Here is a 22,475-nt window from a genome sequence, read left to right on the forward strand (position 1 = left end):
GCAGGTGCAGTTCGGTTCGGCTCGGTTCGGTATCCGTTACTCGACGATGCGAGGAGGTCGGTGGAGATGGTCCTCGCTTTGTGGGTGGGCGGTCTGGTAGTCGTACTGGTCGCGGTGGGTCTGTTCGTCTTCGGTCTGCGCCGGCGGCTGATCCAGCGTTCCGGCGGGACCTTCGACTGCAGTCTGCGCTGGGACATCTCGCAGGAACCGGACCCGTCCGGCAAGGGCTGGGTGTACGGCGTCGCGCGCTACAGCGGTGACCGCGTCGACTGGTTCCGGGTCTTCTCCTACGCGCCCCGCCCGCGCCGCGGCCTGGAGCGCTCCGCGATCGAGGTGGTCGCGCGCCGGCTGCCCGAGGGCGAGGAGGAGCTGGCGCTCCTGTCCGACTCCGTCGTGCTCGGCTGTCTCCACCGTGGGATCCGCCTGGAGCTGGCGATGAGCGAGGACGCGCTGACCGGCTTCCTCGCCTGGCTGGAGGCGGCTCCGCCCGGCCAGCGGGTGAACGTGGCCTGAGGGCCGCAGGCATACGAAAACCGGGGAGACAGGGGGCGGACCTGTCTCCCCGGCGCTTTTTCGGGGCGTGCGTGCCTACGGCGTGGGGATCTAGTTGAGTCCGTTGTCCATGGCGCTCACGAGCTCGCCGTTGGTGGTGTCACCACTGAACTCCCAGAAGAACGCGCCTCCCAGGCCCTGGCTGTTCGCCCAGGCCATCTTGGACGTGATCGTCGCCGGGGTGTCGTAGCTCCACCAGTTGGTGCCGCAGTGTGCGTAGGCGGTGCCGGCGATCGTGCCGGTGGGAGGGCAGGTGTTCTTGAGGACCTTGTAGTCCTCGTTGCCCGCCTCGTAGGTGCCCGGGGCCGCACCGGTCGCCGTGCCGCCGGGGGCGGACTGGGTGACGCCGGTCCAGCCGCGGCCGTAGAAGCCGATGCCGAGGAGCAGCTTCGAGGCGGGGACGCCCTGGGCCTTCAGCTTGGCGATCGCGGCGGCGGAGTTGAAGCCCTCCTGCGGGATGCCGGTGTACGAGGTCAGCGGCGAGTGCGGGGCCGTCGGGCCCTTGGGTGCGAAGGCGCCGAAGAAGTCGTACGTCATCACGTTGTACCAGTTCATGGACTGCGCGGCGCCGGCGTAATCGGCGGCGTCGATCTTGCCGCCCGTCGAGCCGTCCGCGGTGATCGCCGCGGTGACCAGGTTGTTGGCGCCGAACTTGGTCCGCAGTGCGGAGGCGACGTTCTTCAGTGCCGCCGGACCGCTGGTGTCACAGGTGAGACCGCAGGCGTTGGGGTACTCCCAGTCGATGTCGATGCCGTCGAAGACATCGGCCCAGCGGGGGTCCTCGACCAGGTCGTAGCAGGACTGGGCGAAGGCGGCCGGGTTCTGGGCTGCCTGCGGGAAGCCGCCGGACCAGGTCCAGCCGCCGAAGGACCAGAGGACCTTGATGTGCGGGTACTTGGCCTTGAGCTTGCGCAGCTGGTTGAAGTTGCCGCGCAGGGGCTGGTCCCACGTGTCGGCGACGCCGTCGACCGACTGGTCGGCGGTGTAGGCCTTGTCGTAGTCGGCGTAGGAGTCACCGATGGTGCACCTGCCGTTCTGGACGTTGCCGAACGCGTAGTTGATGTGCGTGATCTTGGCGGCGGAGCCGGAGGTCACCAGGTTCTTGACGTGGTAGTTGCGCCCGTAGACGCCCCACTCCGTGAAGTAACCGAGGTTGATCTTGTCGCCGGTGCCGGGGCCCGGGTCCGTGGTGCCGGTGGTGCGGACGGCCACCGAGGAGCTGACCGGACCGGTCTGGTCAGCGGTGTCGCGGGCCTGCACCGTGTAGGAGTAGTCCGTGCCCTTGGTGAGACCGGTGTCCGTGTACGTCGTCGTGGTGACCGTGGCGACCTTGGCACCGTCGCGCAGGACGTCGTAGTTCTTGATGCCCTTGTCGTCCGTGGCGGCGGTCCAGGTGAGCTTCGCCGAGGTGTCCGTCACGTTGCTGGCGGTCGGGGTGCCGGGCTTCGACGGGGCGTTGTCGCCGGGGACGCTGCCGCCGTCACAGGAGGCGCCGTTCAGCTTGCAGCCGGAGGGGGAGCCGGTGCCGGTGCCGTTGAAGCCGAAGCTGATGCTGGCTCCCGGGGCGACCGTGCCGTTCCAGCTGAGGTTCTTGGCGGTCCAGTGGGTTCCGGAGCTGGTCACGGCGGCGTCCCAGGCGGAGCCGACCGCGGTGCCGGAGGGGAAGTCCCACTCGATCGTCCAGGAGGAGAGGGCCGTGGTGCCGGTGTTCTTGACCGTCCACTGGCCCTCGAAGCCGGTGCCCCAGTCGGACTTCTTGACGTAGGTGGCCGTCGCGGAGGTGGCTGCCTCGGCGGGGGAGGCCAGGCCGACCATCGCGGCGAGCGGCAGAAGCAGCGCGGTGAAGCCCGCGACAGCCTTCGATCTGGTGGCTCCGCCGGCTCCGAGTCTCCATCTGAGTCTGGATCGGCGTAGGGGGGTTTCAGTGCTCAACGGTGCTCCTCGGGTGAGGTCCGACAAACGGGGGTGGTCCGTGGACTGCAAACCCTGCGTCGCCCTGAGAGCGCCTTGTCATGGCGTACTCACCGCAGTGTGCGTGTTCGGTGAGATTAGGAAGGTCTGGACCAATCGTCAAGAGGTCCAGACCAAAGATCAGAGCTAAACCTCAGAGATCCAACTCCTGCGCGAGTACTGCCGCTTGGACCCGGCTCCGCAGTTCCAGCTTCCCCAGCAGCCTGCTGACGTGCGTCTTCGCCGTCGCCTCCGCCATCGAGAGCCGCACCGCGATCTCCGCGTTCGACAGCCCCTCACCGAGAGCGCACAGCACCTCGCGTTCCCGCCGGGTCAGCGCATCGAGCACCGCCGGATCCGGTGCGCCCGGACGGCGCGCGGGGGCGGTCACGGCGAACTCCGCGATCAGACGCCGCGTCACGGCCGGCGCGATCATCCCCTCGCCGCGCGCCACCGTACGTACCGCGTCCAGCAGGTCGTGCGCGTCGGTGTCCTTCAGCAGGAAGCCAGCCGCACCCGCCCGCAACGCCCCGAAGACGTACTCGTCCAGATCGAACGTCGTCAGCACCAGGACGTCGGCGAGCTGCTCCGCGACGACCTGCCGCGTGGCCGACACACCGTCGAGCCTGGGCATCTGGATGTCCATCAGCACCAGATCCGGGCGGAGTTCGCGGGCCAGGCGCACTGCGCTCTCGCCGTCGCCCGCTTCGCCCACGACCTCGATGTCGGGTGCGCTGCCAAGGATCAGTACCAGCCCCGCGCGCACCGCCGCCTGGTCCTCGGCGACCAGTACCCGGATCGTCATTTCCCCGACGCCCCTTCCTCGACGGGCAGTTCCGCCCGCACCTGCCAGATCTTCGTGCCGTCCGCCGCGGTGACGGGCCCCGCCTCGATCGTTCCGCCGAGCAGCGCCACCCGCTCCCGCATCCCCACGAGGCCGGCGCCCGAACCGGGCGCACGCGGTCCCGGGCGGCTGCCGAACACGCTGGTGACCTCTACCGTCAGCAGGTCGCCCGAGCTGCCGAGGCCGACCGTCACCGGGCCCGGCGCGGCATGTTTCAACGCGTTCGTCAGGGACTCCTGGACGATGCGGTACGCGGCCAGCTCCACCGGTGCCGGCAGCGGCCCAGGATCCTCGCGGGCGTCGGTGAGCGTGACCGTCAGTCCGCTGGACGCGGAGTTCGCCCCCGCCTGATCGACGAGGGCGTCCAGGGACGCCAGGGTCGGTGCCGCGCTCGGCCGGGTGTCACCGCCGCCTGCGCGCAGCAGCCCGATCAGCCGCCGCATCTCCGCCAGGCCGTCGACGCTGTTCTGCCGGATCACCCCGAGGGCGCTGCGCGAGGTGTCCGGGTCGTCGATGGAGAGCGCGGCGGTGGAGTGGATGGCGATCGCGGAGAGGTGGTTGGCGACCATGTCGTGCAGTTCGCGCGCCATCCGGGAACGCTCGGCGGTCACCGCCTGGGCCCGGTCCATCTCCGCCAGCAGCGCCGTCTGGTCGGCGCGCAGCCGGGCGGTCTCGGCCGCGTCCCGGTGGTTGCGGACGCTGACGCCGGTGATGGCGGGACAGAACGAGACCAGCCCGGTGACGACGCCGATCAGCAGCGCCTCGGCGGTGCGGAACCAGGCGAGGAAGCCGATCGTGACCGCGACGGTGACCAGGAACGTGGTCACCGGGATCCGGCGGGCCGCGGCCGCCGTTCCGTACAGCACCGCGGCGTACATGATGTCGGTGAACATCAGCACCGTGGCCAGGCTGCCCGTCGTGAACTGATCGGCGACCAGGGTGAGCGTGCCGACGACCAGCGCCGTCTGCGGTGCGCTCCGCCGGAGCAGCTCCATCCCGGCCATCACCGCGAGCGGCACCAGGGCCACCCAGTGCGCGTCGAGGAGCCGGCCGTTCTGCGTGTGCAGGCCCGCCAGCCAGAGCACCAGACCGCCGGACAGCCCGATGACCGCGATCAGTACGTCGTGGCGGTGCGGGCGCGCGAAGGTGGACACCCGTCCATCCAACACGTCGGGACGGCGCCGGACGTCCGTACGAGGGGTGAGGCGCGGCTACATCGAAGGATGCAGTCACGATTCGTCATTGCCGACGACGACCCGGGGCCCCGTGGACGGGAGGCTGGAGGGGACCGGAAGGAGAAGTGCCGTGATCGTCACACTGATCGTGCTCTGCGAGGTCGGCTTCTGGGTGCTGCTCGCCGCCGGACTGGCGCTGCGGTACGTCGCGAGGATGCCCCGCCTGGGTGCGGCCGTACTGCTGTGCGAGCCCCTGCTGGAGGTCGTCCTGCTGGTGGTGACGGCCATCGACCTGAAGAACGGCGCGGAGCCGGACTGGAAGCACGGCCTGGCCGCCGTCTACATCGGCTTCACCGTGGGACTCGGCCACTCCACCATCAAGTGGGTCGACGCCAGGGTCGCCCACCGCTTCGCGGGCGGGCCGCCGCCGGTGAGGCCCCCGAAGTACGGGATGGCGCGGGCCGCCCACGAGTGGCGCACCGCGGCCCGCTGGACGGTGGCCGCGGTGACGGCGATGGCCCTGCTCCAGCTGGCGATCTGGTACGTGGGCGGCGACGGGGACATCGGGTCGCTGCGGATGTGGCAGCAGAAGATGCTCTGGGTGATCGGGATCAACGCGATCATCGCCGGGAGCTACACGCTGTTCCCCAAGGCGGAACCCGACAACCCGGCGAAGCGGGTGAAGGTGGACCGCTGATCGCCCGGTGCGGGCTCAGCGCTCGCCGCCCGGCACCCAGAGCACGTCCCCGACCTCCTTGTTCGCCGTCCTCGCCAGGATGAACAGGAGGTCGGAGAGGCGGTTCAGATACGTCGCCGTCAGCGCGTTCATCGAGTCCCCGTGCACCTCGAGCGCCGACCAGGTGGACCGCTCCGCCCGCCGCACCACCGTGCAGGCCTGGTGCAGCAGGGCCGCTCCGGGGGTGCCGCCCGGGAGGATGAAGCTGCGCAGCTTCTCCAGGTCCTCCAGGAACGTGTCGCAGTCCCCCTCCAGCTTGTCGATGTAGGACTGCTCGACCCGCAGCGGCGGGTACTCGGGGTTCTCCACGACGGGTGTGCACAGGTCCGCGCCCACGTCGAACAGGTCGTTCTGGACGCGGACGAGGACCTTCACGACGTCCTCGGAGAGCTGCCCGAGCGCGATCGCGGCGCCGATGGCGGCATTGGCCTCGTTGGCGTCGGCGTACGCCGAGATCCGCAGATCGGTCTTGGCGGTCCGGCTCATGTCGCCGAGGGCCGTGGTGCCCTGGTCGCCGGTACGGGTGTAGATGCGCGTCAGATTGACCATGCGGCCAGCCTAGTGACGCTCCGGCCCCGCGGAGGACCCGTGTGCCGACCGTCACGGCCGGGAGGTCCGAGCGGCGGGCGCACTCAACTACGCGCGGCGCGCCGCCGAATGGCCTCCGCGGGTGTGATGTCCGTCATGTGAGACGTGACGCGCATCTCTTCGCAGCCCCAGCGCCCCTCACGGGTACTAATCTCCGCCGGAGAGCATGTGGAAGAACCGTTGTTGAATGCATAGGGGTGCGAACGTGGCCAGGAAGCTCGCCGTCATCGGCGCCGGACTCATGGGGTCCGGTATCGCGCAGGTCTCCGCCCAGGCGGGCTGGGACGTCGTGCTGCGCGATGTCACCGACGAGGCCCTGGCCCGCGGTCGCGGCGGCATCGAGGCCAGCTACGACAGGTTCGTCTCCAAGGGCAAGCTGGACGCGGCCGACGCCGAAGCCGCACTCGCCCGGATCACCACGACCACCGACCTCGACGCGGTGGCGGACGCCGACGTCGTCGTCGAGGCCGTCTTCGAGAAGCTCGAGGTCAAGCACGAGATCTTCCGGACGCTCGACAAGGTCGTACGGGAGGACGCCGTCCTCGCCTCCAACACCTCCGCCATCCCGATCACCAAGATCGCGGCTGTGACGGAGCGGCCGGAGCGCGTCGTCGGCGTGCACTTCTTCTCGCCGGTGCCCATGATGCAGCTCTGCGAGCTGGTGCGCGGCTACAAGACGAGCGACGAAACCCTCGCCACCGCACGGGAGTTCGCCGAGTCCGTCGGCAAGACCTGCATCGTCGTCAACCGTGACGTCGCGGGCTTCGTCACCACCCGGCTGATCTCGGCGCTCGTCGTCGAGGCCGCCAAACTGTACGAGTCGGGCGTCGCCTCGGCCGAGGACATCGACATCGCCTGCAAGCTGGGCTTCGGCCACGCCATGGGCCCGCTCGCCACGGCCGACCTGACCGGCGTCGACATCCTCCTGCACGCCACCGGCAACATCTACACCGAGTCGCAGGACGAGAAGTTCGCCGCCCCGGAGCTGATGCGCCGGATGGTCGATGCAGGTGACATCGGCCGCAAGAGTGGGCAGGGCTTCTACACCTACTGATCGTTTCCGGGCCCCCGGCCGCCTGATCTGCCGTCGATCAGGCCCGGGAGCCCTGGGCCCCGGCGCGCCGGCCGGGAGCCGGATCCAGTAGTTCCGGCGGACCACTTTCACCCCTCAGGGTGAATTCGGTATCGGTTCGCTTACAGACGGCAACTTCTCCGTCGCTGAGGCAGTCAGTGGTGGCAGAGGCAGAAGAGAAAACCAGACAGACCGACCTTGCTACGGAGTACTTCCGGGGAGCGCATATGTACATCAGGGGCGACCACGCCGAGCTGGTCGTCGGGGGCCGCCTCGACGTCCGAAGCGCGGCGGACGCCCGTACGGTTCTGCACTCGGCCGTCGACGACGGAGCCGGCGACCTCGTGCTGGACCTGACCGAGCTGGACTCGTGGGACGCCACAGGACTCGGCGTCATCATGGGCGCGCACCGCAGAGCCGGCCGGGCAGGCAGGCGGCTGGTGCTGCGCGGTGTGCCGCCGCAGATGCAGCGCCTGCTGGTGGCGACCAGACTGCACCGCATTCTGGCCATCGAGGGCGGAATCGCCGCAGACTCCCTGCCGCGCGTCTGAAGCGGCCGAGCGGCGGATCACGCACAATCCTCACGAGACTGTGATGTCCAGGGCGGCGCGGCCCCCCACTCGTTCGTAGATACTGTGCGAGGGTTTAGGGTTCGGCCGTCTGCCGATTGACAAGACCCAAGGGCAGACACCGGACCGGAAGCGACAGCGGGCGTGCGAGGCCGGGAGGGGCAACCGCGCGCTACGCGTCTGGGGGGCTTTGACGATGGACCCGACCAACCAGGGACCGGAAGAGTACGACCGTTCCGGGGAGGACGCCGCGCGGCGCCGGCAGTCCCGCGATCCTCTGACGCCCGACTTCGGGCATCAGACACCACAGCAGTCACGCACGGTCCAGCTCATATCGGGCGACTTCCTGCTCACGGTCAATCCCGTCGACGGCAGCGAGATCGAGCCCTGCAGGCCGGGCGAGCAGCCCGCCACTCCCGTACGGCACACGGCCGCGGAGCGCGCCGACCGCGAGCGCGCCACCGCACCGCCCGTACCGCCGGGGCCTCCCGGACCGCAGCTGCCTCTGCTGGAGCGCCAGGAGGAGCGGGAGCGACTGGTGCGGCTGCTGGCACGGGGCCGCTCGGTGCGGCTGACCGGCCCCGCAGGTTCCGGCCGCACGGCCCTGCTCGCCGCCGTGGCCGCCGACTGCGCGGACCTGGCACCCGACGGGGTCGTACGCCTCTCCGGCTACAAGCGCACCACCACCGACCTGCTGTACAACCTCTTCGAGGCCGTCCACCAGGCTCCGCTGCACCGGCCCGACCGCGAAGGGCTCCTGGCGCTCGTCCACGGCATCGGCGCCGTCGTCGTCCTCGACGACCTGGAGTTCGGCGGCGCCGCGCTGCAGGAACTCCTCGACGCGACGCCCGAGTGCGCGTTCCTGCTCGGCACGACCCCCGACATCGCCGCGCCCACCGCCGACTCGAACCTCGAAGAGGTCTTCCTCGCCGGACTCGGCCGCAGCTCCTCGATCGAACTGCTCGAGCGCGTCGTGGAGCGCCCGCTCACCGATGACGAGGCGAACTGGGCCGGCGACCTCTGGTTCGAGTCCGAAGGACTGCCGCTGCGCTTCGTCCAGGCGGGCGCGCTGCTGCGCCAGCGCGACGAGCTGCGCACCGACCCGGAGACGTTCGGCGACGGATTCGACGACGAGCCCGGCGACGCCCCCTTCGGCCGGGCCGAGGTCCAGGACATACCGCTGCCCAGCCTCGGGGAAGGCGCCGCGCCCGCCGCCCTGCTCGCCTCCCGGCTGAGCGAGGCCGCGCGGGACACCCTGCACTTCGCCGTCGCGCTCGGCGGCGAGGTGCCGCACCAGGCGCATCTGCCGGCGCTGGTGGGGGACACCCACGCCGACGCCGCGATGGGCGAACTGGCCGCGTGCGGACTGCTCTCCCCGGCGGGCTCCCGCTACCGGCTCGCCGCCGGGATCCTGGCCCAGCTGGAGGCGAGCGGGTACGGCGAGGACGCGGACGTACGCGCCCGTACCGCCGCCCAGCACTACGCCTGGTGGGCGGGTCATCCCTCCGTCACCCCCGAGCGTGCGGTCGCCGAGGCCGACGCGGTCCTCGCGGCCATGGCCCACCTCGTCCTGGGCGACCGGGCAGGGCAGGCCAGTGCGGCGGTCCTGCTGGCCCGCAGCGCCTCTCCGGCCTTCGCGGCGGGGATGTACTGGGGCGCCTGGGAGAAGGCCCTCAGGATCGGCCAGGAGGCTGCGAGGATCGCCGGAGAGGTGGCCGAAGAGGCCTACTTCCACCACGAGTTGGGCGTCCTCGCGCTGTGCACCGGCAATCTGGACCGGGCCAGGGCCGAGCTGGAGGCCTCCATCGGCATGCGCGGCGCGCTCGCCGACAAGTCCGGTGCGGTCGCCGGACGCAGGGCGCTCGCCCTGGTCGCGGACCGCTCCGGCGGTCCGGGACAGAGCGGCCGCACGCCGGCGGGCGAGGAGATACCTGCCGCGCGCCACGACGAGTCGGCCTCGCCGCCCGGCGGCATACCCGCGGCCATGCCCCTGTTCCCCCGCCAGGCGGAGGAGCCGGCCACGCTGGTCTCCCGGCAGAGTGCCCCCGCGGCGGGCAAGGGCGTACTCGGCGGATTCAGCGGCCGTGTCGCGGTACTCCAGGGCGCCCGGCGCAATCTGGTCGCCGTGGGTGCCGGCGCACTGCTGGCCGCCGTGCTCGGCACGGTGGTGACCCTGGGCGCGACGTCCGGCAGCGAGGACCCCGAGGGCCAGAACGTCACGACCGAGCAGTCGGCGAACGAGGACGACAGCGAGAGCGGCCTCTCCGCGGACGAGCCGACCGACGGCACGGCCTCCGGCGACGCCACGCCCGGCAAGGACTCGACCAAGGGCGCGTCGGGCCGGGCCACCCCGTCCGGCAGCGACACCCCGTCCCCGGGCACATCGGGTTCGGACTCGGGCCCGACGACGGGCGCCACGTCCAGCGGCAGTCCCACCGGCCGACCCACGTCCGGCCACCCGTCGCCGACGAAGAAGCCGACGAAGCCGCCGACCACTCCTACGCCCACCACATCGTCGACGACCCCGACCGAGTCCCCTTCGCCGACGGAGACGCCGACCACGGAGCCCCCCACCGAGCCGGCGATGTCCAACTCGGCCAGCGGCCCGGCAACCGCCTCGGCGACGAGTGCGACCGGTCAGGCGGAAACGCCCGACAGCACGCCCACGATGGCCTGAACCAAGAACATCGCCGGACGGAGCACTTGCGCCCGTCCGGCGTTCGAGGGCGCCTGCCCGGCGTTCGGAGGCGCCCGTACAGGCCTCGGCCCGGTGGTGGCCCTGGCCCGTACCGCCGGACGGTCAGGAATTCAAGACCGCCCGGCGACCGAGGACCCCGCCACGGCTCAGAACAGCCGCAGCTTGTCGTCCTCGATGCCCCGCATCGCGTTGTAGTCGAGGACCAGACACCCGATCCCGCGGTCCGTCGCCAGCACGCGGGCCTGCGGCTTGATCTCCTGGGCCGCGAACACGCCCTTGACGGGGGCCAGATGAGGGTCCCGGTTGAGCAGCTCCAGGTAGCGGGTCAGCTGCTCCACACCGTCGATGTCGCCCCGCCGCTTCAGCTCGACGGCCACGGTCCCACCGTTCGCGTCCCGGCACAGGATGTCGACCGGACCGATGGCGGTCGGGTACTCGCGGCGGATCAGAGTGAAGCCCTCGCCGAGGATTTCCATCCGGTCGGCGAGGAGTTCCTGGAGGTGCGCTTCCACACCGTCCTTGATGAGCCCTGGATCGACACCCAGCTCATGGGACGAGTCGTGGAGGATTTCCTCCATCGTGATGATCAGTTTCTCGCCCGCTTTGTTCACCACGGTCCAGACGCCTTCGTTGTCGTCGGCGCCCTCCTTCAGGGTGCACGGCGGGGACATCCAGTTGAGGGGTTTGTAGGCCCGGTCGTCGGCGTGGATCGAGACGCTGCCGTCCGCCTTCACCAGGATCAGACGGGGGGCGGAGGGCAGGTGGGCGGTGAGCCGGCCCGCGTAGTCGACGGAGCAACGGGCGATGACGAGACGCATGGTCGGCAACGCTACTCGACTGCGGGCGGTCCACGCGATTCCCGTACCCGGCAGCAGGCACGCCCCTTGACGCACTCACTTCTGGCTTGCCCCTCTTTGCGACCGTTCGTAATTGGCCGGTTGTGTTCCCAATCTCCTGGTGCGGCCCGGACTGCGCCCTTAACGTGGAAGCAGGAGGTCGCCGTCTGTGTACACAGCGTCGCCGTCCTCCTTCCCTGCCCGTAAGGCCCCGGCCACCTGCCGGGGTCGCGAGAGGAGAACCCATGTCGCTCGACGTCTCACCGGCGCTGTTGGAACAGGCCGAGCGAGGCGAGGTCGACGAAGCCGACTTCGTCGACTGCGTCCGGACTTCCCTGCCCTACGCATGGGAGATGATCAGCTCTCTGGTGGCCCAGCTGAAGGTCGACGGCGGTCAGTTCGCCGACAACCAGACGCCGCCGCCGGACGAGCAGGCACGTGGTCAGCTGCTGCGTGCGCTCGCGAGTGATGCGATACGCGGCGCGCTGCAGCGGCACTTCGGGGTGCGCCTGGCATTCCAGAACTGCCACCGCGTCGCAGTGTTCCCGCTGGACGCCTCGGTCGACGAGCGCTTGGCCCGATTCACCTCGGTGAGGGGCCAGTTGCTCAACCAGTCGCCCGAACTTCGGGACTGCTGAACGCTCCTGCTGCCGCTTCGGGCCGCGGGAGGTGCAACTGGCTCCGGGGCGGCAGCTCCCGTACCACCGCACCACCAGGACAACCTGTATGAACGGATCACTTCAGCAACGGCAGCACTTCGGTCCCCAGCCGTTGCACGTTCTCCTCCGTCGCCGCGAGATCGCCCGAGCCCTCCACGAGGAGCGCGAAGCGGGTGATGCCCGTGCGCTCCGCCGTGGCCGCGAGCCGGTCGGCCGCGAGCCGGGGCGGACCCACCGGATGCAGACCGCACAGGAACTCCGTGTACGCGACGGGGTCGCGCATCACCCGGTGCCTGCCGTCGACCGTCACATGGGCGTCGAGGCCCTGCCGCAGCCAGCCCGGCATCGCCTTCACGAGGGTCTCCACCGCGTCGGCGGGACGGTCCGCGATCTGGGCCACCCCTGCGGACACATGTCCGACCGTCTCCACCACGTCCGCCGGCTGACCGGCCTCCCGGGCGGCCGACCGCCACAGGGCGACCATGTCGGCCTTCTCCTCATCGCCGCAATGCATTCCGAGAAGCATGGGCAAACCCTTTTCAGCGGCGAGTTTCACGCTTTTCGGCGAGGTGCAGGCCACGATCACCTCGGGGCCCGCCGGACCGTCCCCGAGGAGCTCGTCCGCCCGGGGCACGACCGCCACCTCCCGGAAGTCGTAGCGCTCCCCCCGACCGGCCACACGCGGCTTGCCCAGCCAGTCGAGCAGCAGCTCCAGCGACTCGGGGAAGCCCTTCTCGTAGGCGTCGAGGCCGCCTCCGAACACCTCCAGATCCACCCAGGGCCCGCCGCGCCCCACGCCCAGCGTGAAGCGGCCGCCGCTGGTCAGGTGCAGCAGCGCCGCCTGCTCGCCGAGCGCGACCGGATGCTGGGACGGCAGCACGCTCACCGCCGTACCCACGCGGATTCTGCGGGTGCGGCCGAGCAGCAGCGCGGCCAGTGTCACGGCCGACGGGCAGACCCCGTACGGCACGAAATGATGTTCGGCCAGCCAGACCGAATCGAGTCCGGAATCCTCCGCGACCTCGGCGGACCGGACGGCCCGGTGCAGGGCTTCTCCCTGTCCCTGGCCCGGAAACTGGGCTGCCAGTACGAATGTTCCCACGCGCATCGCCTATTGCCTCCTTGCGGCCGACGCGGCTCCCCCTACCCGCAACAACGTCTGACACGTGCCAAAGGCACGGTCCGGAGAGAAGTTGTTGCGATTTTCCGGTAACCCACCCGTCTCGCGGGTGCACTCACGCCACAACCGGACACGAAGGCTCTTCCGATGGCTCTACGCTGGACGGGATCTGCCCGTACCGCCCCGTGAGGTGTCACGTGTCCCCGCGCCGCAACCGCCCCCGAGGCGGCGAGAGTCCCACCGGTAACGCACGAGAGGCGGCCGAGCGGTACGGCGGGGGCGGAGACACCGAGAGCTGGCAGGGCGAGGAGTGGTCGGTGCGTCCGGTGAGCGGCGCGAGCGCGGTGGGCAAGCGCTACCGCTGCCCCGGCTGCGACCAGGAGATCCCGTCCGGTGTGCCGCACCTCGTCGCCTGGCCGGAGTTCGGCGGGATCGACGACCGCAGGCACTGGCACAAGGCCTGCTGGAACGCGAAGGACCGCCGCACCACGAGGGTGCAGCGGTCCAGGAACGCGCCACGCTACTGAGCGCGCGGAGCGTGCGTCACACGTCGCGCCGGTCCAGGGAGGCGAAGGCGCCGGCCATGGCCACCGCGGTCACGCCGAGGATGATCCACAGCGGGTCCCAGCCGGTCGGTCCCGACGAGGTCATCGACTCACCGTAGAACGCGCTGAGCTGGCTCGGGATCGAGTACTCGAAGAGCGCCTGCTGGAGGTCCGCCAGCGTCTCGGAGAACATGAACATCGCCAGCACGAGCGGCAGCAGGACCACCGCGATCATGATCGTGATCGCGCCCGCGGAGTGCCGGATGAGCGCCCCGAGCGCGAGCGAGAGCAGCCCGAGCGTCGCGATGTAGAGGCCGACCCCCACCGTGGCGCGCAGCCAGTCGCTGCCGCTGGGCGTTCCGCCGTCCAGCATCGCCGTCTGCAGCAGCCCGACGATTCCGGTCGTGACGGTGGTGATGGTGAAGGAGAGCAGGAAGAAGACGATCGACTTCGCGATCAGCACCCGCGCCCGGCTGGGGCAGGCGGTGAGCGTCGTACGGATCATTCCCGTGCCGTACTCGGATGCGATGGTCAGCACCCCGAGGGTGATCACGCAGATCGAACCGAGCAGCACACCGAAGAAGCCCAGGCTGAGCACCGGGGTCTCGCCGAGGTCGGCGTCCGAGGCGCTGACGGCGAACGCGGACAGCAGCCCGATGCCGAGCAGCAGCACGATCATCACGCCGAGCGTCCACATCGTGGAGCGGACGGAGCGGATCTTCGTCCACTCGGAGGCGATCGCGTCGCCCAGGCCGGGCCGCCGTACGGGAATGGGCGAGGCGTACTGGCCGACCGGGCCGCCGCCCTGCCAGTTCTGCTGGGCCGGCGGCTGGTGCGGCTGCTGGTAGGGCGCCTGGGGTGCCTGCGGGGACGGCGGGGTTGCCGGCGTAGTCATCGGGAGTCCTCGCTGGTCTCGCTCTTGGTCAGGTCTGCGGGGGCGGCCGGCGCCGGAGCGGCGGCGTACGGGTTCTGTCCCGGCGGCGGCGGTGCGTACCAGCCCTGCTGCGGCACATCCACCGGAGGCTGCTGCGGATGGCCGGGCTGCTGCCCGTAGCCCCCGTACCCCGGCTGCGGACCGTAGCCCGGCTGAGGCCCGTACCCGGGCGGCGGCTGCTGGAGCCCCGCCTTCGCGTCGGCCGTCGAGCGGTAGTCCACAGCGCCCTGCGTCATCCGCATGTACGCCTCCTCCAGGGACGCCTGGTGCGGCGAGAGCTCCCACAGCCGGACGTCCGAGGCATGCGCCAGATCACTGATGCGGGGCAACTGGAGCCCGGTGACCCGCAGGGCCCCGTCCGGCTCCGACATGACCTGGCCGCCCGCCTCCGTCAGCGAGGCGGTCAGCTTCTCCCGCTGCTCCGGCGCGTCCGCGGGAACCCGGACCCGGGCGAAGTCCGCGGAATTGGCCGAGATGAAGTCCTTGACGCTCATGTCGGAGAGCAGCTGGCCCCGCCCGATCACGATCAGATGGTCGGCGGTGACCGCCATCTCGCTCATCAGGTGGCTGGACACGAAGACCGTGCGGCCCTCGGAAGCCAGCTGCTTCATGAGATTGCGGACCCAGAGGATGCCCTCGGGGTCGAGACCGTTGACCGGCTCGTCGAAGAGGAGCACCTGGGGGTCGCCGAGCAGCGCCGCCGCGATGCCGAGCCGCTGCCCCATACCGAGGGAGAAGCCCTTGGACCGCTTCTTCGCGACGTCCTGCAGACCGACGACACCGAGGACCTCGTCCACCCGGGCGCTCGGGATCCCGGCCAGCTGCGCCAGTGACAGGAGGTGGTTACGGGCACTGCGCCCGCCGTGCACGGCCTTGGCGTCGAGCAGCGCGCCCACCTGGCGCGGTGCGTTCGGAAGGCTGCGGAAGGCGTGGCCGCCGATCGTCACGTGCCCCGAGGTCGGCCGGTCCAGGCCGAGCATCATGCGCATGGTCGTGGACTTGCCCGACCCGTTGGGACCGAGGAACCCCGTGACCGCCCCCGGCCGCACCTGAAAGGAAAGGTTGTACACGGCTGTCTTGGCGCCATAGCGCTTCGTCAGGCCGACTGCCTCGATCATTCTCCAGCCCCATCGACTTATCTGTCGGTCGGGGCCCAGGCCACCCGGCCGCACGCCCCCGTAAGAGTTAGGAGGATAACCAGGCCGTGACGGTTCCGGCCAAGTCGTTGTGCGGAACATCGGATCTTCCCGCAGGGCTGACGGCCCCGGGCTACGCGTCCCGCTTCTTGAGCACGAGGTAGCCGCCGGCCACCGCCGCCACCACCCACAGGGCCATGATGCCGAGCCCGCCCCATGGCCCGTACGGCGCCGGATCGCTGTTCATGGCGTCGGGAACCACCTGCATGATCTTGGATCCGGCCTGGTCGGGGAAGTAGCGGGCCACGCTCTTGGCACCCGGGACCGCCGACAGGATCTGCGAGACGAGGAAGAAGAAGGGCATCAGGATGCCGAGCGAGAGCATCGAACTGCGCAGCATCGTGGCCACGCCCATGGAGAAGACCGCGATCAGGCCCATGTAGAGCCCGCCGCCGACGACCGCGCGCAGCACGTTGTCCGCGCCGATGTCCGTACGGTGGTCGCCCAGCAGGGCCTGGCTCAGGAAGAAGGTCACGAAGCTGGTGGCGAGGCCGACCACCAGGGCCAGGCCGCCCGCCACCGCGATCTTGCTGAACAGGAACGAGCCCCGCTGCGGTACGGCCGCGAGCGAGGTGCGGATCATTCCGGAGCTGTACTCGGTGCCGACCACGAGGACACCGAAGACGACCATCGCGAGCTGGCCGAGGATCATCCCGGAGAACCCGACGAACGTGGGGTCGAACGTGGCGCGCTCCGCATCGGACAGGTCGTCGAACTGGGCGTTCAGCAACGCGCTGAGCGCCGCCCCCATCGCGATGGTGACGGCGAACGCGGAGATCAGGGTCCAGGTGGTCGAGGAGACCGTACGGATCTTGGTCCATTCGGAATTGAGGACCGCGGGCACCGATGCCATCGCCGTCACACCCCCTTCGCTTCGTCGCCGGGAGCAACGCTGCCGGGCTGCTGGTTCCACTGGTCGCCCCAGTGCGGGCCCACGGGCGGGGGCTGCTCCTCGTCCCGGTCGGAATGTGCGTGGTACTCCACGGAGCCCGCGGTCATCTGCATGAAGGCCTCCTCCAGCGAGGCCCGCTGGGAGCTGAGCTCGTGCAGGACGAACCCGTGCCCGGCGGCGAACTCGCCGAGCTGTTCCGTGGTGGCGCCGTCGATCTCCAGCGTGCCGTTGCCCGACTCGACCGCCACGATGCCCTCGGCGTGCAGCGCGTCGCGCAGCCTCTCCTGCTCCGGGGAACGCATCCGCACATAACTGCGGGAGTTCTCGTGGATGAAGTCGGCCATGGAGGTGTCGGCGAGCAGCCTGCCCTGGCCGATCACGATCAAGTGATCCGCGGTGAGGGCCATTTCGCTCATCAGATGGGAGGAAACGAAGATCGTCCGGCCTTCCGAGGCGAGGGCCTTCATCAGATTCCGGATCCAGTGAATTCCCTCGGGGTCCAGACCGTTGACCGGTTCGTCGAACATCAGGATCTCGGGATCACCGAGCAGCGCCGCCGCGATTCCCAGCCGCTGGCCCATACCGAGGGAGAAACCCTTGGACTTCTTCCTCGCCACCGCGCTGAGACCGACCGTGTCGAGCACGTGGGAGACCCGGCTCGCGGGGATGCGATTGCTCTGTGCGAGACAGAGGAGATTGTTGTACGCGCTGCGCCCGCCGTGCATCGACTTGGCGTCCAGCAGGGCCCCGATGTGCTTCAGCGGCTCCTGCAGCTCGCGGTAGTGCTTGCCGTCGATGCGCACGGAACCGCTGGTCGGATTGTCGAGGTCGAGCATCATGCGCATGGTGGTGGACTTGCCCGCCCCGTTCGGGCCGAGGAACCCCGTCACCATTCCCGGTCTGATCCGGCATGACAAATGGTCGACGGCAACCTTGTTGCCGAAGCGCTTGGTGAGGCCGTCGAGCTCGATCATGCGTTCACGCTAGAACGGCCGCGCGCCCGGCGCCACCACAAAGGCGGAACCGGGCGCGCAAGGGGTACAACTGATGTACGGACGGGTCAGCGGGTCTGCTGGGCCGGGACGCCTCGGGAGGCGGGCTCCTCGTCGGCGGGGGAGCCGGCGGCGGCCACGGCGGCACCGGTCAGCGTCGCCAGCATCTCGCGGACGTTGGTCAGCTGCGCGTTGATCGAGTCGCGGCGGTTGGTGAGCGCAGCCAGCTCGCGCTCGGACTCGCTGCGGATCCGGTCGGCCTTCGCGTTCGCGTCGGCGACGATGTCCTCCGCCTGGCGCTGCGCGGTCTCCACCGTCTGGCGGGCCCGGCGCTCGGCGTCCGTGCGGAGCTTCTCGGCCTCGAGGCGGAGCTGCTCGGCGCGGTGCTCGATCTCGGCCAGACGCTTCTCGGCCTTCGCCTGACGGGACGCGAGGTCGCGCTCCGACTGCTCGCGGCGCTTGGCGAGGTTCGTCTCGAAGTCCGCGGCGGCCTGGGCGGCCTTGGCGCGGGTCTCCTCGAAGAGGGCGTCCGCCTCCTCGCGCTTCTGCTGGGCGTCCTTCTGGGCGTCGGTGCGCAGCGTGCTCGCTTCGCCCTTGGCCTTCTCGACGATGCGAACGCCCTCGTCCTCGGCCTTCGACTTGCGCTCGGCCGCGAACGACTCCGCGTCGTTGCGCACCTGCTGGGCGGCCGACTCGGCCAGCTCGCGGTGCTGCTCGGCCGCGCGACGGGCCTCCTCACGCAGGTCCTTCGCCTCCTCCTCGGCGAGGCGGAGGATCTTCTCGACGCGGGCACCGAGACCGGCGTACGACGGCTCGGCGTCGTTGACCTGGGCCTGGGCGTTCTGCGTCTCGAGGTGAAGCTCCTCGATGCGCTTTTCCAGAGAGGTGATGCGGGCGAGAGCACTGTCACGGTCGGCGACGAGTTTGGTAATGCGGTCGTCCACCTGACCGCGGTCGTATCCACGTCGCACGAGCTCGAAGCCGAAGGGGGAGGAAGGGTCGCTCATGGGGTTCCTGTCGAATGAGACCGGTGAGGTGTTAGAGGGAATCCTAGGGGCCTGGGCGGCGTGTCAACGTGAAGATGCCGCTTTGGTATGGAGAATGACACCCCTTTTGAGTGGCTGACCTCGGGAGCGCTTGCCACCCGAACGTTTGAATGTTCATGCCGAAGTGCGCGATGCGGCGGACCGGTCACCCGTCCGAGGCCTTGCCACCCGCTCGTGTACCTGCGGCGGCGCCCGCCTTGACGCCCGCGGCGTTGCCGCCCGCCGCCTTGCCGGTCCCGCCCGGAGCCTCGAAAGACTCCAACGCCTCGAGCACGTCCTGGACACGGGAAATTTCCGTATTGATGTCCTCGCGTCTGCGGACGAGTAGATCCAGCTCGCGACGGCCCTCGTCCACCATCTGCTTCGCTTCCACCTCGGCGTCGGCGCGCAGCTTCTCGGCCTCGCGGGTCAGCCCGGCCTTCTTGAGCTCGGCTTCCTTCAGGAGCGACTCGGCGCGCTTCACGGCGGCGATACGCACCTTGCTCGCCTCCGAATTCGCGTCCGACAGCAGCTCCTTGGCCTTCGCCTCGGCCTCCGCGCGCTGCTCTGTCGCCGCCTTCATCAGCTTGTCGACGCGCTCGCCGGCCGTCTTCATCTGCTCGGACGTCTCCCGGCGGGCGCGCTGGTGCAGCTCCTCGATCTCGCTCTCCAGCCGGGCCCTGAGCTCCTCCGCCCGCTCCCGCGTCGCGGTCGCGTCCCGGCGGGCGCCGACCAGCAGCTCGTCCGCGTCGGTACGGGCCCGCTCCACCAGGGAGTTGCCCTCGACCGTCGCCTCCGAGGTGATCCGTACGGCCTCGTTGCGCGCGGCCCCGACCATCCTGTCGGCCTGTCCCTCGGCCTCGGTGGCGGCGCGCAGCGCCTCCTCCTGGGCCTTGTTGACGAGCTGGTCGGCCTGTTCGGCCGCCTCGGTGCGGCGCTTCGCCGCGGCGTCGCGCGCCTCGTCCAGCATCCGATCCGCCTCCTGGCGGGCCTCCGCGCGCATCTGCTCGGCCGCGGACTCCGCGTCGGCGCGCACCCGCTCCGACTCCTCGCGGGTACGGGCCGCGTGCTCCTGCGCCGAACCCACGGTCTGCGCGGCCTCCGCGCGCAGCCGCTCCGCCTCGTCGGTCGCCTCGCCGAGGAGGCGCTCCGACTGCTCAGCGGCCTCGGTACGGACGTGCTCGCTCTCGTTCGTCGCCTCACCGATGAGCCGGTCGGCCTGGGCCGCCGCCTCGGAACGGATCCGGTTGGCGTCCTCGCGGGACTCGGCGCGGGCGCGCGAGGCGTCCTGTTCCGCCGAGGCGAGCGCGTCGGATGCCTCGGTACGGACCCGCTGGCTGTACTCCGCGCTGTCCGAGCGCAGCTTCTCCGACTCGGTGATCGCCTCGGAGACGGTCCGCTCGGCCAGCGACTTCGCGGCCTCCGACTCCTCGTGCGCGACCTGGCGGATCCGGTTGGCGTCCTCGGTGGCCCGCTCACGCTCGGCGTAGGCGTCGGCGCGTACCCGGTCCGCCTCCTCCTGGGCCTCGGTCCTCGTACGTTCCGCGGAGTGCTCCGCGGCGGACCGCAGTCCGGCGATCTCCTGCTCGGCCTGCTCCTGGAGCCCGGTGACGGAGTCCCGCACCTGCTGGGCGGTCTGCTCGGCCGCGGAGACCATCTCGGTCGCCCGGGAGTCCGCCTCCTCGACCAGGCGCTGCGCCTCGGCCTGCGCCTCCTCGACCCGCTTGCGGGCGGATGCCAGCAGCTCCTCGCTCTGCTCGCGGGCCCTCTCGCGCTCCTGCTCCGCCTCGGCGCGCGCGGCACCGAGCGTCTCCTCGGCCTCGCGGCGGCGCCGGTTCGCCTCCTCCTGTGCGGCGGAGAGGGCCTCGGCGGCCTCCGTACCCACGCGCTCGGCGGCGGCTGCGGCCTCGGAGCGCACCCGGTCGGCGCTCTCCTGTGCCTCGGTCCTGAGCCGCTCCGCCTCGGTGGCGGCCTCGGTGCGCAGCCGTACGGCGACGGACTCGCCCTCGGCGCGGGACTGGGCGGCCTCGGCGGCGGCCTCGTCCCGCAGCCGGTCGGCCTCGGTCGCGGCCTGCTCCTGGAGCGTACGCAGCCGTTCGGCGGCCTCCGCGCGCAGCCGCTCGGACTCCTCGCTCGTCTCGCGGCGGATCCGCTCCGCCTCCGTACGGGCCTCGCTCAGCGCCTGCTCGGCGGCGGTGACCCGGGTCTCCGCCTCCGTGTGCAGACGGGTCAGCTCTTCGGCGGCGTCGTCCTTGCGGGCCTCTATGGCGCGCTCGGTCTCCGCGCGAAGGCCCTCCGCGGCCTCCTCGGCCGCGGCCGTCAGGGAAGCGGCCTGCTCCTCGGCCTCGGCGCGCAGCTTGTCCGTCTCGGTACGGCTGCGCTCCAGCGCTTCCTCGGCCTGCTTGCGCAGGGTGGCGGCGCGCTCGACCGCCTCGGTCCGCACGCGCTCGCTCTCCGCCCCCGCGGAGGTACGCAGCTCGTCGGCGTCCGACCTCGCCTTGGTCAGCAGCTCCTCGGCGGTGCGGGCACCCTCCTCGATCTGCTGGACGGCCTCGCGGCGCGCCTCGCCGCGGATGCGCTCGCCCTCGGCGACCGCCTCGGAGCGCAGCTGCTCGGCCTCGCCGCGCAGCCTGCGCGCCTCCTCCTGCAGCTCGACCGTCTTGGCCCGGTACTCCTTGGTGTCGTCCTTGGCCGCGCCCTTGAGCTGGTCGGCCTGCTCGGCCGCCTCGCCGCGCAGCCGGTCCGCCTCGGACTCCGCCTCGCGGCGGATCCGCTCGGCTTCCTCGCCGGCCGCCTTGGTGGTGGACTTGGCGTCGTCGGAGGCCTTGGTCAGGACCTCCTCGGCGGAGCGGGCCGCCTTGGCGAGCTGGGCCGCGGCGTCCTCGGCGGCCACCGTGCGGGCCTTCTCGCCGGCCTCGGCGACCAGCCGCTCGGCCTGGGCGCGGGCGTCGGCGAGCGCCTGCTCGGCCTCTTCCTTGAGCGTCTCGGCGTTCTTCGTGGCCTCGCCGACCAGCCGTGCGATCTCGGACTTGGCCGTGCGGGTGCGCTGCTCGTTCTGCGACTCGGCGCCGGCCAGCCGCTTGACCGCGGCCTCCTTCGCCTCGGCGACGACCTTCTCGGCCTCCAGCCGGGCCTCGCGCAGCCGGGTCTCGGCCTCCTGCATGCGCTGCTCGGCGGCGCGGTTCAGCTCCGCGGTCTGCTGCCGGGTCTGGTCGGTCTCGACGGTGGCCGACGAGCGCAACTGCTCGGCGTGACTGGTGGCTTCCTGGGCCTGCGTGGAGGCGGCGTTGAGCAGCCGTTCGGCGTCCCGGCGGGCCCGCAGCAGCGTGGCCTCGGCCTCGGCGCGGGCCGACTCGGACTCGGATCCGACGCGCTGGCGGGTCTCCTCCGCGAGCCGGGCCGCCTCGCTGCGGGCGGCGGCCAGCGACTGCTCGGCCTCGGCGCGCGACTCCTCCAGGAGCCTGCGGGCCTGGGACTCGGTGCGGGCCCGCAGCTGCTCGGCCCAGGCGACGTTCTCGTTGACGTGGGACTCGACGGTCTGGCGGCGCTCCGCCAGCTCCTGGTCGAGCCGCTGACGCCGCTGCACCGCCTCGGTGTGCAATTCGGCCTGCAGGCGGGCCTGGTGCTCCGCGTGCTCCTGCAGGATCCGCTGGGTCTGGGCCCTGGCCTCGCGCAGCTCGCGCTCGGCGTCGGTGCGCAGCTGGTCGGCCTGGATCTGGGCATTGCGGAGCAGTTGTTCGGCCTGATAGCCGATGTCCGCGCTGTCGTGCGCGGGACGGGTCGCGAGATTGCGCCGGGCCTCGTGCAGCTTGGCACGCAAAACCTCGACCTGGTAACCGAGGTCCTCGGCGTGCTGGACGGCCTTCTCCCGGTCGGTCTTCAGCCGGTCCATCTCGGCTTCGAACCGCGAGAGATGGTCGTCGTCAGCTCGGTGGCTCTGCTGGCTTTCGTAGCCCCGCACTGCGCGGTCCCATCCTTCCCCGAGCTCTCAACTTCGTTCGAGCAGGGGAGACCCCAACCCTGGTCGCAACTCCATACGAGTACCGCTCGCCGGCGAACGGTCCCCCGGGGAATGGTGACAGATCAACGGCG

General features: G+C 70.8%; 19 protein-coding genes. 7 read left to right on the forward strand and 12 right to left on the reverse strand.

Features of this window, described 5'->3' with window-relative positions; all coding sequences use genetic code 11:
• Positions 1–66: 66 nt before the first annotated feature.
• On the forward strand, positions 67–513 hold the full coding sequence (locus ACFQ6X_RS30655; protein ID WP_383186207.1) for a DUF2550 domain-containing protein: 447 nt from the start codon (positions 67–69) through the stop codon (positions 511–513).
• A 90-nt stretch (positions 514–603) separates the two neighbouring features.
• Here the strand turns inward: ACFQ6X_RS30655 and ACFQ6X_RS30660 are convergent, their stop codons facing one another.
• From ACFQ6X_RS30660 to ACFQ6X_RS30670, 3 genes are all read right to left on the reverse strand, one after another.
• Positions 604–2,484 (reverse strand): glycosyl hydrolase family 18 protein, encoded by a 1,881-nt coding sequence (locus tag ACFQ6X_RS30660; RefSeq protein ID WP_383186209.1) that lies wholly within the window; start codon positions 2,482–2,484, stop codon positions 604–606.
• A gap of 172 nt (positions 2,485–2,656) precedes the next feature.
• On the reverse strand, positions 2,657–3,307 hold the full coding sequence (locus ACFQ6X_RS30665; protein ID WP_383186211.1) for a response regulator: 651 nt from the start codon (positions 3,305–3,307) through the stop codon (positions 2,657–2,659).
• Positions 3,304–4,500 (reverse strand): sensor histidine kinase, encoded by a 1,197-nt coding sequence (locus ACFQ6X_RS30670; protein ID WP_383186213.1) that lies wholly within the window; start codon positions 4,498–4,500, stop codon positions 3,304–3,306. Before ACFQ6X_RS30670 ends, ACFQ6X_RS30665 begins: the two co-directional genes overlap by 4 nt.
• A gap of 151 nt (positions 4,501–4,651) precedes the next feature.
• Here ACFQ6X_RS30670 and ACFQ6X_RS30675 point away from each other — a divergent pair, with 151 nt between their 5' ends.
• Positions 4,652–5,218 carry a hypothetical protein gene (locus ACFQ6X_RS30675; RefSeq protein ID WP_383186215.1) on the forward strand — a complete coding sequence of 189 codons (567 nt, stop codon included), beginning with the start codon at positions 4,652–4,654 and terminating at the stop codon, positions 5,216–5,218.
• 15 nt (positions 5,219–5,233) lie between these two features.
• On the opposite strand, the gene ACFQ6X_RS30680 is transcribed toward ACFQ6X_RS30675, so the two are convergent.
• Positions 5,234–5,806, reverse strand: coding sequence for a cob(I)yrinic acid a,c-diamide adenosyltransferase (locus ACFQ6X_RS30680; protein ID WP_356423850.1), 573 nt, complete (start codon positions 5,804–5,806; stop codon positions 5,234–5,236).
• A 244-nt stretch (positions 5,807–6,050) separates the two neighbouring features.
• Between ACFQ6X_RS30680 and ACFQ6X_RS30685 the strand changes: the two genes are divergently transcribed.
• The 3 genes from ACFQ6X_RS30685 to ACFQ6X_RS30695 all read left to right on the forward strand — a co-directional run bounded on the left by ACFQ6X_RS30685 (position 6,051) and on the right by ACFQ6X_RS30695 (position 10,163).
• Positions 6,051–6,899 carry a 3-hydroxyacyl-CoA dehydrogenase family protein gene (locus ACFQ6X_RS30685; RefSeq protein WP_329215049.1) on the forward strand — a complete coding sequence of 283 codons (849 nt, stop codon included), beginning with the start codon at positions 6,051–6,053 and terminating at the stop codon, positions 6,897–6,899.
• A gap of 245 nt (positions 6,900–7,144) precedes the next feature.
• Positions 7,145–7,468, forward strand: coding sequence for an STAS domain-containing protein (locus ACFQ6X_RS30690; protein WP_329207290.1), 324 nt, complete (start codon positions 7,145–7,147; stop codon positions 7,466–7,468).
• A 214-nt stretch (positions 7,469–7,682) separates the two neighbouring features.
• Positions 7,683–10,163, forward strand: a complete 2,481-nt coding sequence (locus tag ACFQ6X_RS30695) for an ATP-binding protein (RefSeq protein WP_383186218.1) — start codon at positions 7,683–7,685, stop codon at positions 10,161–10,163.
• A gap of 167 nt (positions 10,164–10,330) precedes the next feature.
• On the opposite strand, the gene nucS is transcribed toward ACFQ6X_RS30695, so the two are convergent.
• The gene (gene nucS / locus ACFQ6X_RS30700; RefSeq protein WP_356423860.1) at positions 10,331–11,002 is read right to left on the reverse strand and encodes an endonuclease NucS; all 672 of its coding nucleotides are present in this window, start codon (positions 11,000–11,002) and stop codon (positions 10,331–10,333) included.
• 263 nt (positions 11,003–11,265) lie between these two features.
• Between nucS and ACFQ6X_RS30705 the strand changes: the two genes are divergently transcribed.
• Positions 11,266–11,658, forward strand: coding sequence for an SCO5389 family protein (locus tag ACFQ6X_RS30705; RefSeq protein WP_014154035.1), 393 nt, complete (start codon positions 11,266–11,268; stop codon positions 11,656–11,658).
• A gap of 97 nt (positions 11,659–11,755) precedes the next feature.
• Here the strand turns inward: ACFQ6X_RS30705 and ACFQ6X_RS30710 are convergent, their stop codons facing one another.
• Positions 11,756–12,787 (reverse strand): LLM class flavin-dependent oxidoreductase, encoded by a 1,032-nt coding sequence (locus ACFQ6X_RS30710; protein WP_383186220.1) that lies wholly within the window; start codon positions 12,785–12,787, stop codon positions 11,756–11,758.
• A 209-nt stretch (positions 12,788–12,996) separates the two neighbouring features.
• Between ACFQ6X_RS30710 and ACFQ6X_RS30715 the strand changes: the two genes are divergently transcribed.
• Positions 12,997–13,326: an ATP/GTP-binding protein gene (locus ACFQ6X_RS30715; RefSeq protein ID WP_383186222.1), complete on the forward strand. Its 330-nt coding sequence runs from the start codon at positions 12,997–12,999 to the stop codon at positions 13,324–13,326.
• Positions 13,327–13,342: 16 nt separating this feature from the next.
• Here ACFQ6X_RS30715 and ACFQ6X_RS30720 read toward each other — a convergent pair whose 3' ends face one another.
• The 6 genes from ACFQ6X_RS30720 to scy form a co-directional block, all read right to left on the reverse strand.
• Complete coding sequence (locus ACFQ6X_RS30720; RefSeq protein ID WP_329207281.1) at positions 13,343–14,239, reverse strand: ABC transporter permease subunit; 897 nt, start codon at positions 14,237–14,239, stop codon at positions 13,343–13,345.
• Positions 14,236–15,396: an ABC transporter ATP-binding protein gene (locus tag ACFQ6X_RS30725; protein ID WP_383186225.1), complete on the reverse strand. Its 1,161-nt coding sequence runs from the start codon at positions 15,394–15,396 to the stop codon at positions 14,236–14,238. Before ACFQ6X_RS30725 ends, ACFQ6X_RS30720 begins: the two co-directional genes overlap by 4 nt.
• A 151-nt stretch (positions 15,397–15,547) precedes the next feature.
• Complete coding sequence (locus ACFQ6X_RS30730) at positions 15,548–16,327, reverse strand: ABC transporter permease subunit (protein WP_383186227.1); 780 nt, start codon at positions 16,325–16,327, stop codon at positions 15,548–15,550.
• A gap of 5 nt (positions 16,328–16,332) precedes the next feature.
• Positions 16,333–17,340, reverse strand: coding sequence for an ATP-binding cassette domain-containing protein (locus ACFQ6X_RS30735; protein WP_383186229.1), 1,008 nt, complete (start codon positions 17,338–17,340; stop codon positions 16,333–16,335).
• Between the two features lie 86 nt (positions 17,341–17,426).
• The gene (locus ACFQ6X_RS30740; protein ID WP_383186231.1) at positions 17,427–18,365 is read right to left on the reverse strand and encodes a cellulose-binding protein; all 939 of its coding nucleotides are present in this window, start codon (positions 18,363–18,365) and stop codon (positions 17,427–17,429) included.
• A gap of 184 nt (positions 18,366–18,549) precedes the next feature.
• Positions 18,550–22,344 carry a polarized growth protein Scy gene (gene scy / locus ACFQ6X_RS30745; RefSeq protein WP_383186233.1) on the reverse strand — a complete coding sequence of 1,265 codons (3,795 nt, stop codon included), beginning with the start codon at positions 22,342–22,344 and terminating at the stop codon, positions 18,550–18,552.
• Between the last annotated feature and the right edge of the window lie 131 nt (positions 22,345–22,475).

Source organism: Streptomyces sp. NPDC056452, assembly GCF_042796085.1.
Taxonomy (GTDB): domain Bacteria; phylum Actinomycetota; class Actinomycetes; order Streptomycetales; family Streptomycetaceae; genus Streptomyces.

Bases quoted from the DNA above. Each gene is read 5' to 3' on its own strand.
- ACFQ6X_RS30655 (WP_383186207.1), top strand. From the start codon at position 67: ATGGTCCTCGCTTTGTGGGTGGGCGGTCTGGTAGTCGTACTGGTCGCG.
- ACFQ6X_RS30665 (WP_383186211.1), bottom strand. From the start codon at position 3,307: ATGACGATCCGGGTACTGGTCGCCGAGGACCAGGCGGCGGTGCGCGCG.
- ACFQ6X_RS30680 (WP_356423850.1), bottom strand. From the start codon at position 5,806: ATGGTCAATCTGACGCGCATCTACACCCGTACCGGCGACCAGGGCACC.
- ACFQ6X_RS30690 (WP_329207290.1), top strand. From the start codon at position 7,145: ATGTACATCAGGGGCGACCACGCCGAGCTGGTCGTCGGGGGCCGCCTC.
- ACFQ6X_RS30695 (WP_383186218.1), top strand. From the start codon at position 7,683: ATGGACCCGACCAACCAGGGACCGGAAGAGTACGACCGTTCCGGGGAG.
- nucS (WP_356423860.1), bottom strand. From the start codon at position 11,002: ATGCGTCTCGTCATCGCCCGTTGCTCCGTCGACTACGCGGGCCGGCTC.
- ACFQ6X_RS30705 (WP_014154035.1), top strand. From the start codon at position 11,266: ATGTCGCTCGACGTCTCACCGGCGCTGTTGGAACAGGCCGAGCGAGGC.
- ACFQ6X_RS30710 (WP_383186220.1), bottom strand. From the start codon at position 12,787: ATGCGCGTGGGAACATTCGTACTGGCAGCCCAGTTTCCGGGCCAGGGA.
- ACFQ6X_RS30720 (WP_329207281.1), bottom strand. From the start codon at position 14,239: ATGACTACGCCGGCAACCCCGCCGTCCCCGCAGGCACCCCAGGCGCCC.
- ACFQ6X_RS30725 (WP_383186225.1), bottom strand. From the start codon at position 15,396: ATGATCGAGGCAGTCGGCCTGACGAAGCGCTATGGCGCCAAGACAGCC.
- ACFQ6X_RS30730 (WP_383186227.1), bottom strand. From the start codon at position 16,327: ATGGCATCGGTGCCCGCGGTCCTCAATTCCGAATGGACCAAGATCCGT.
- ACFQ6X_RS30735 (WP_383186229.1), bottom strand. From the start codon at position 17,340: ATGATCGAGCTCGACGGCCTCACCAAGCGCTTCGGCAACAAGGTTGCC.
- ACFQ6X_RS30740 (WP_383186231.1), bottom strand. From the start codon at position 18,365: ATGAGCGACCCTTCCTCCCCCTTCGGCTTCGAGCTCGTGCGACGTGGA.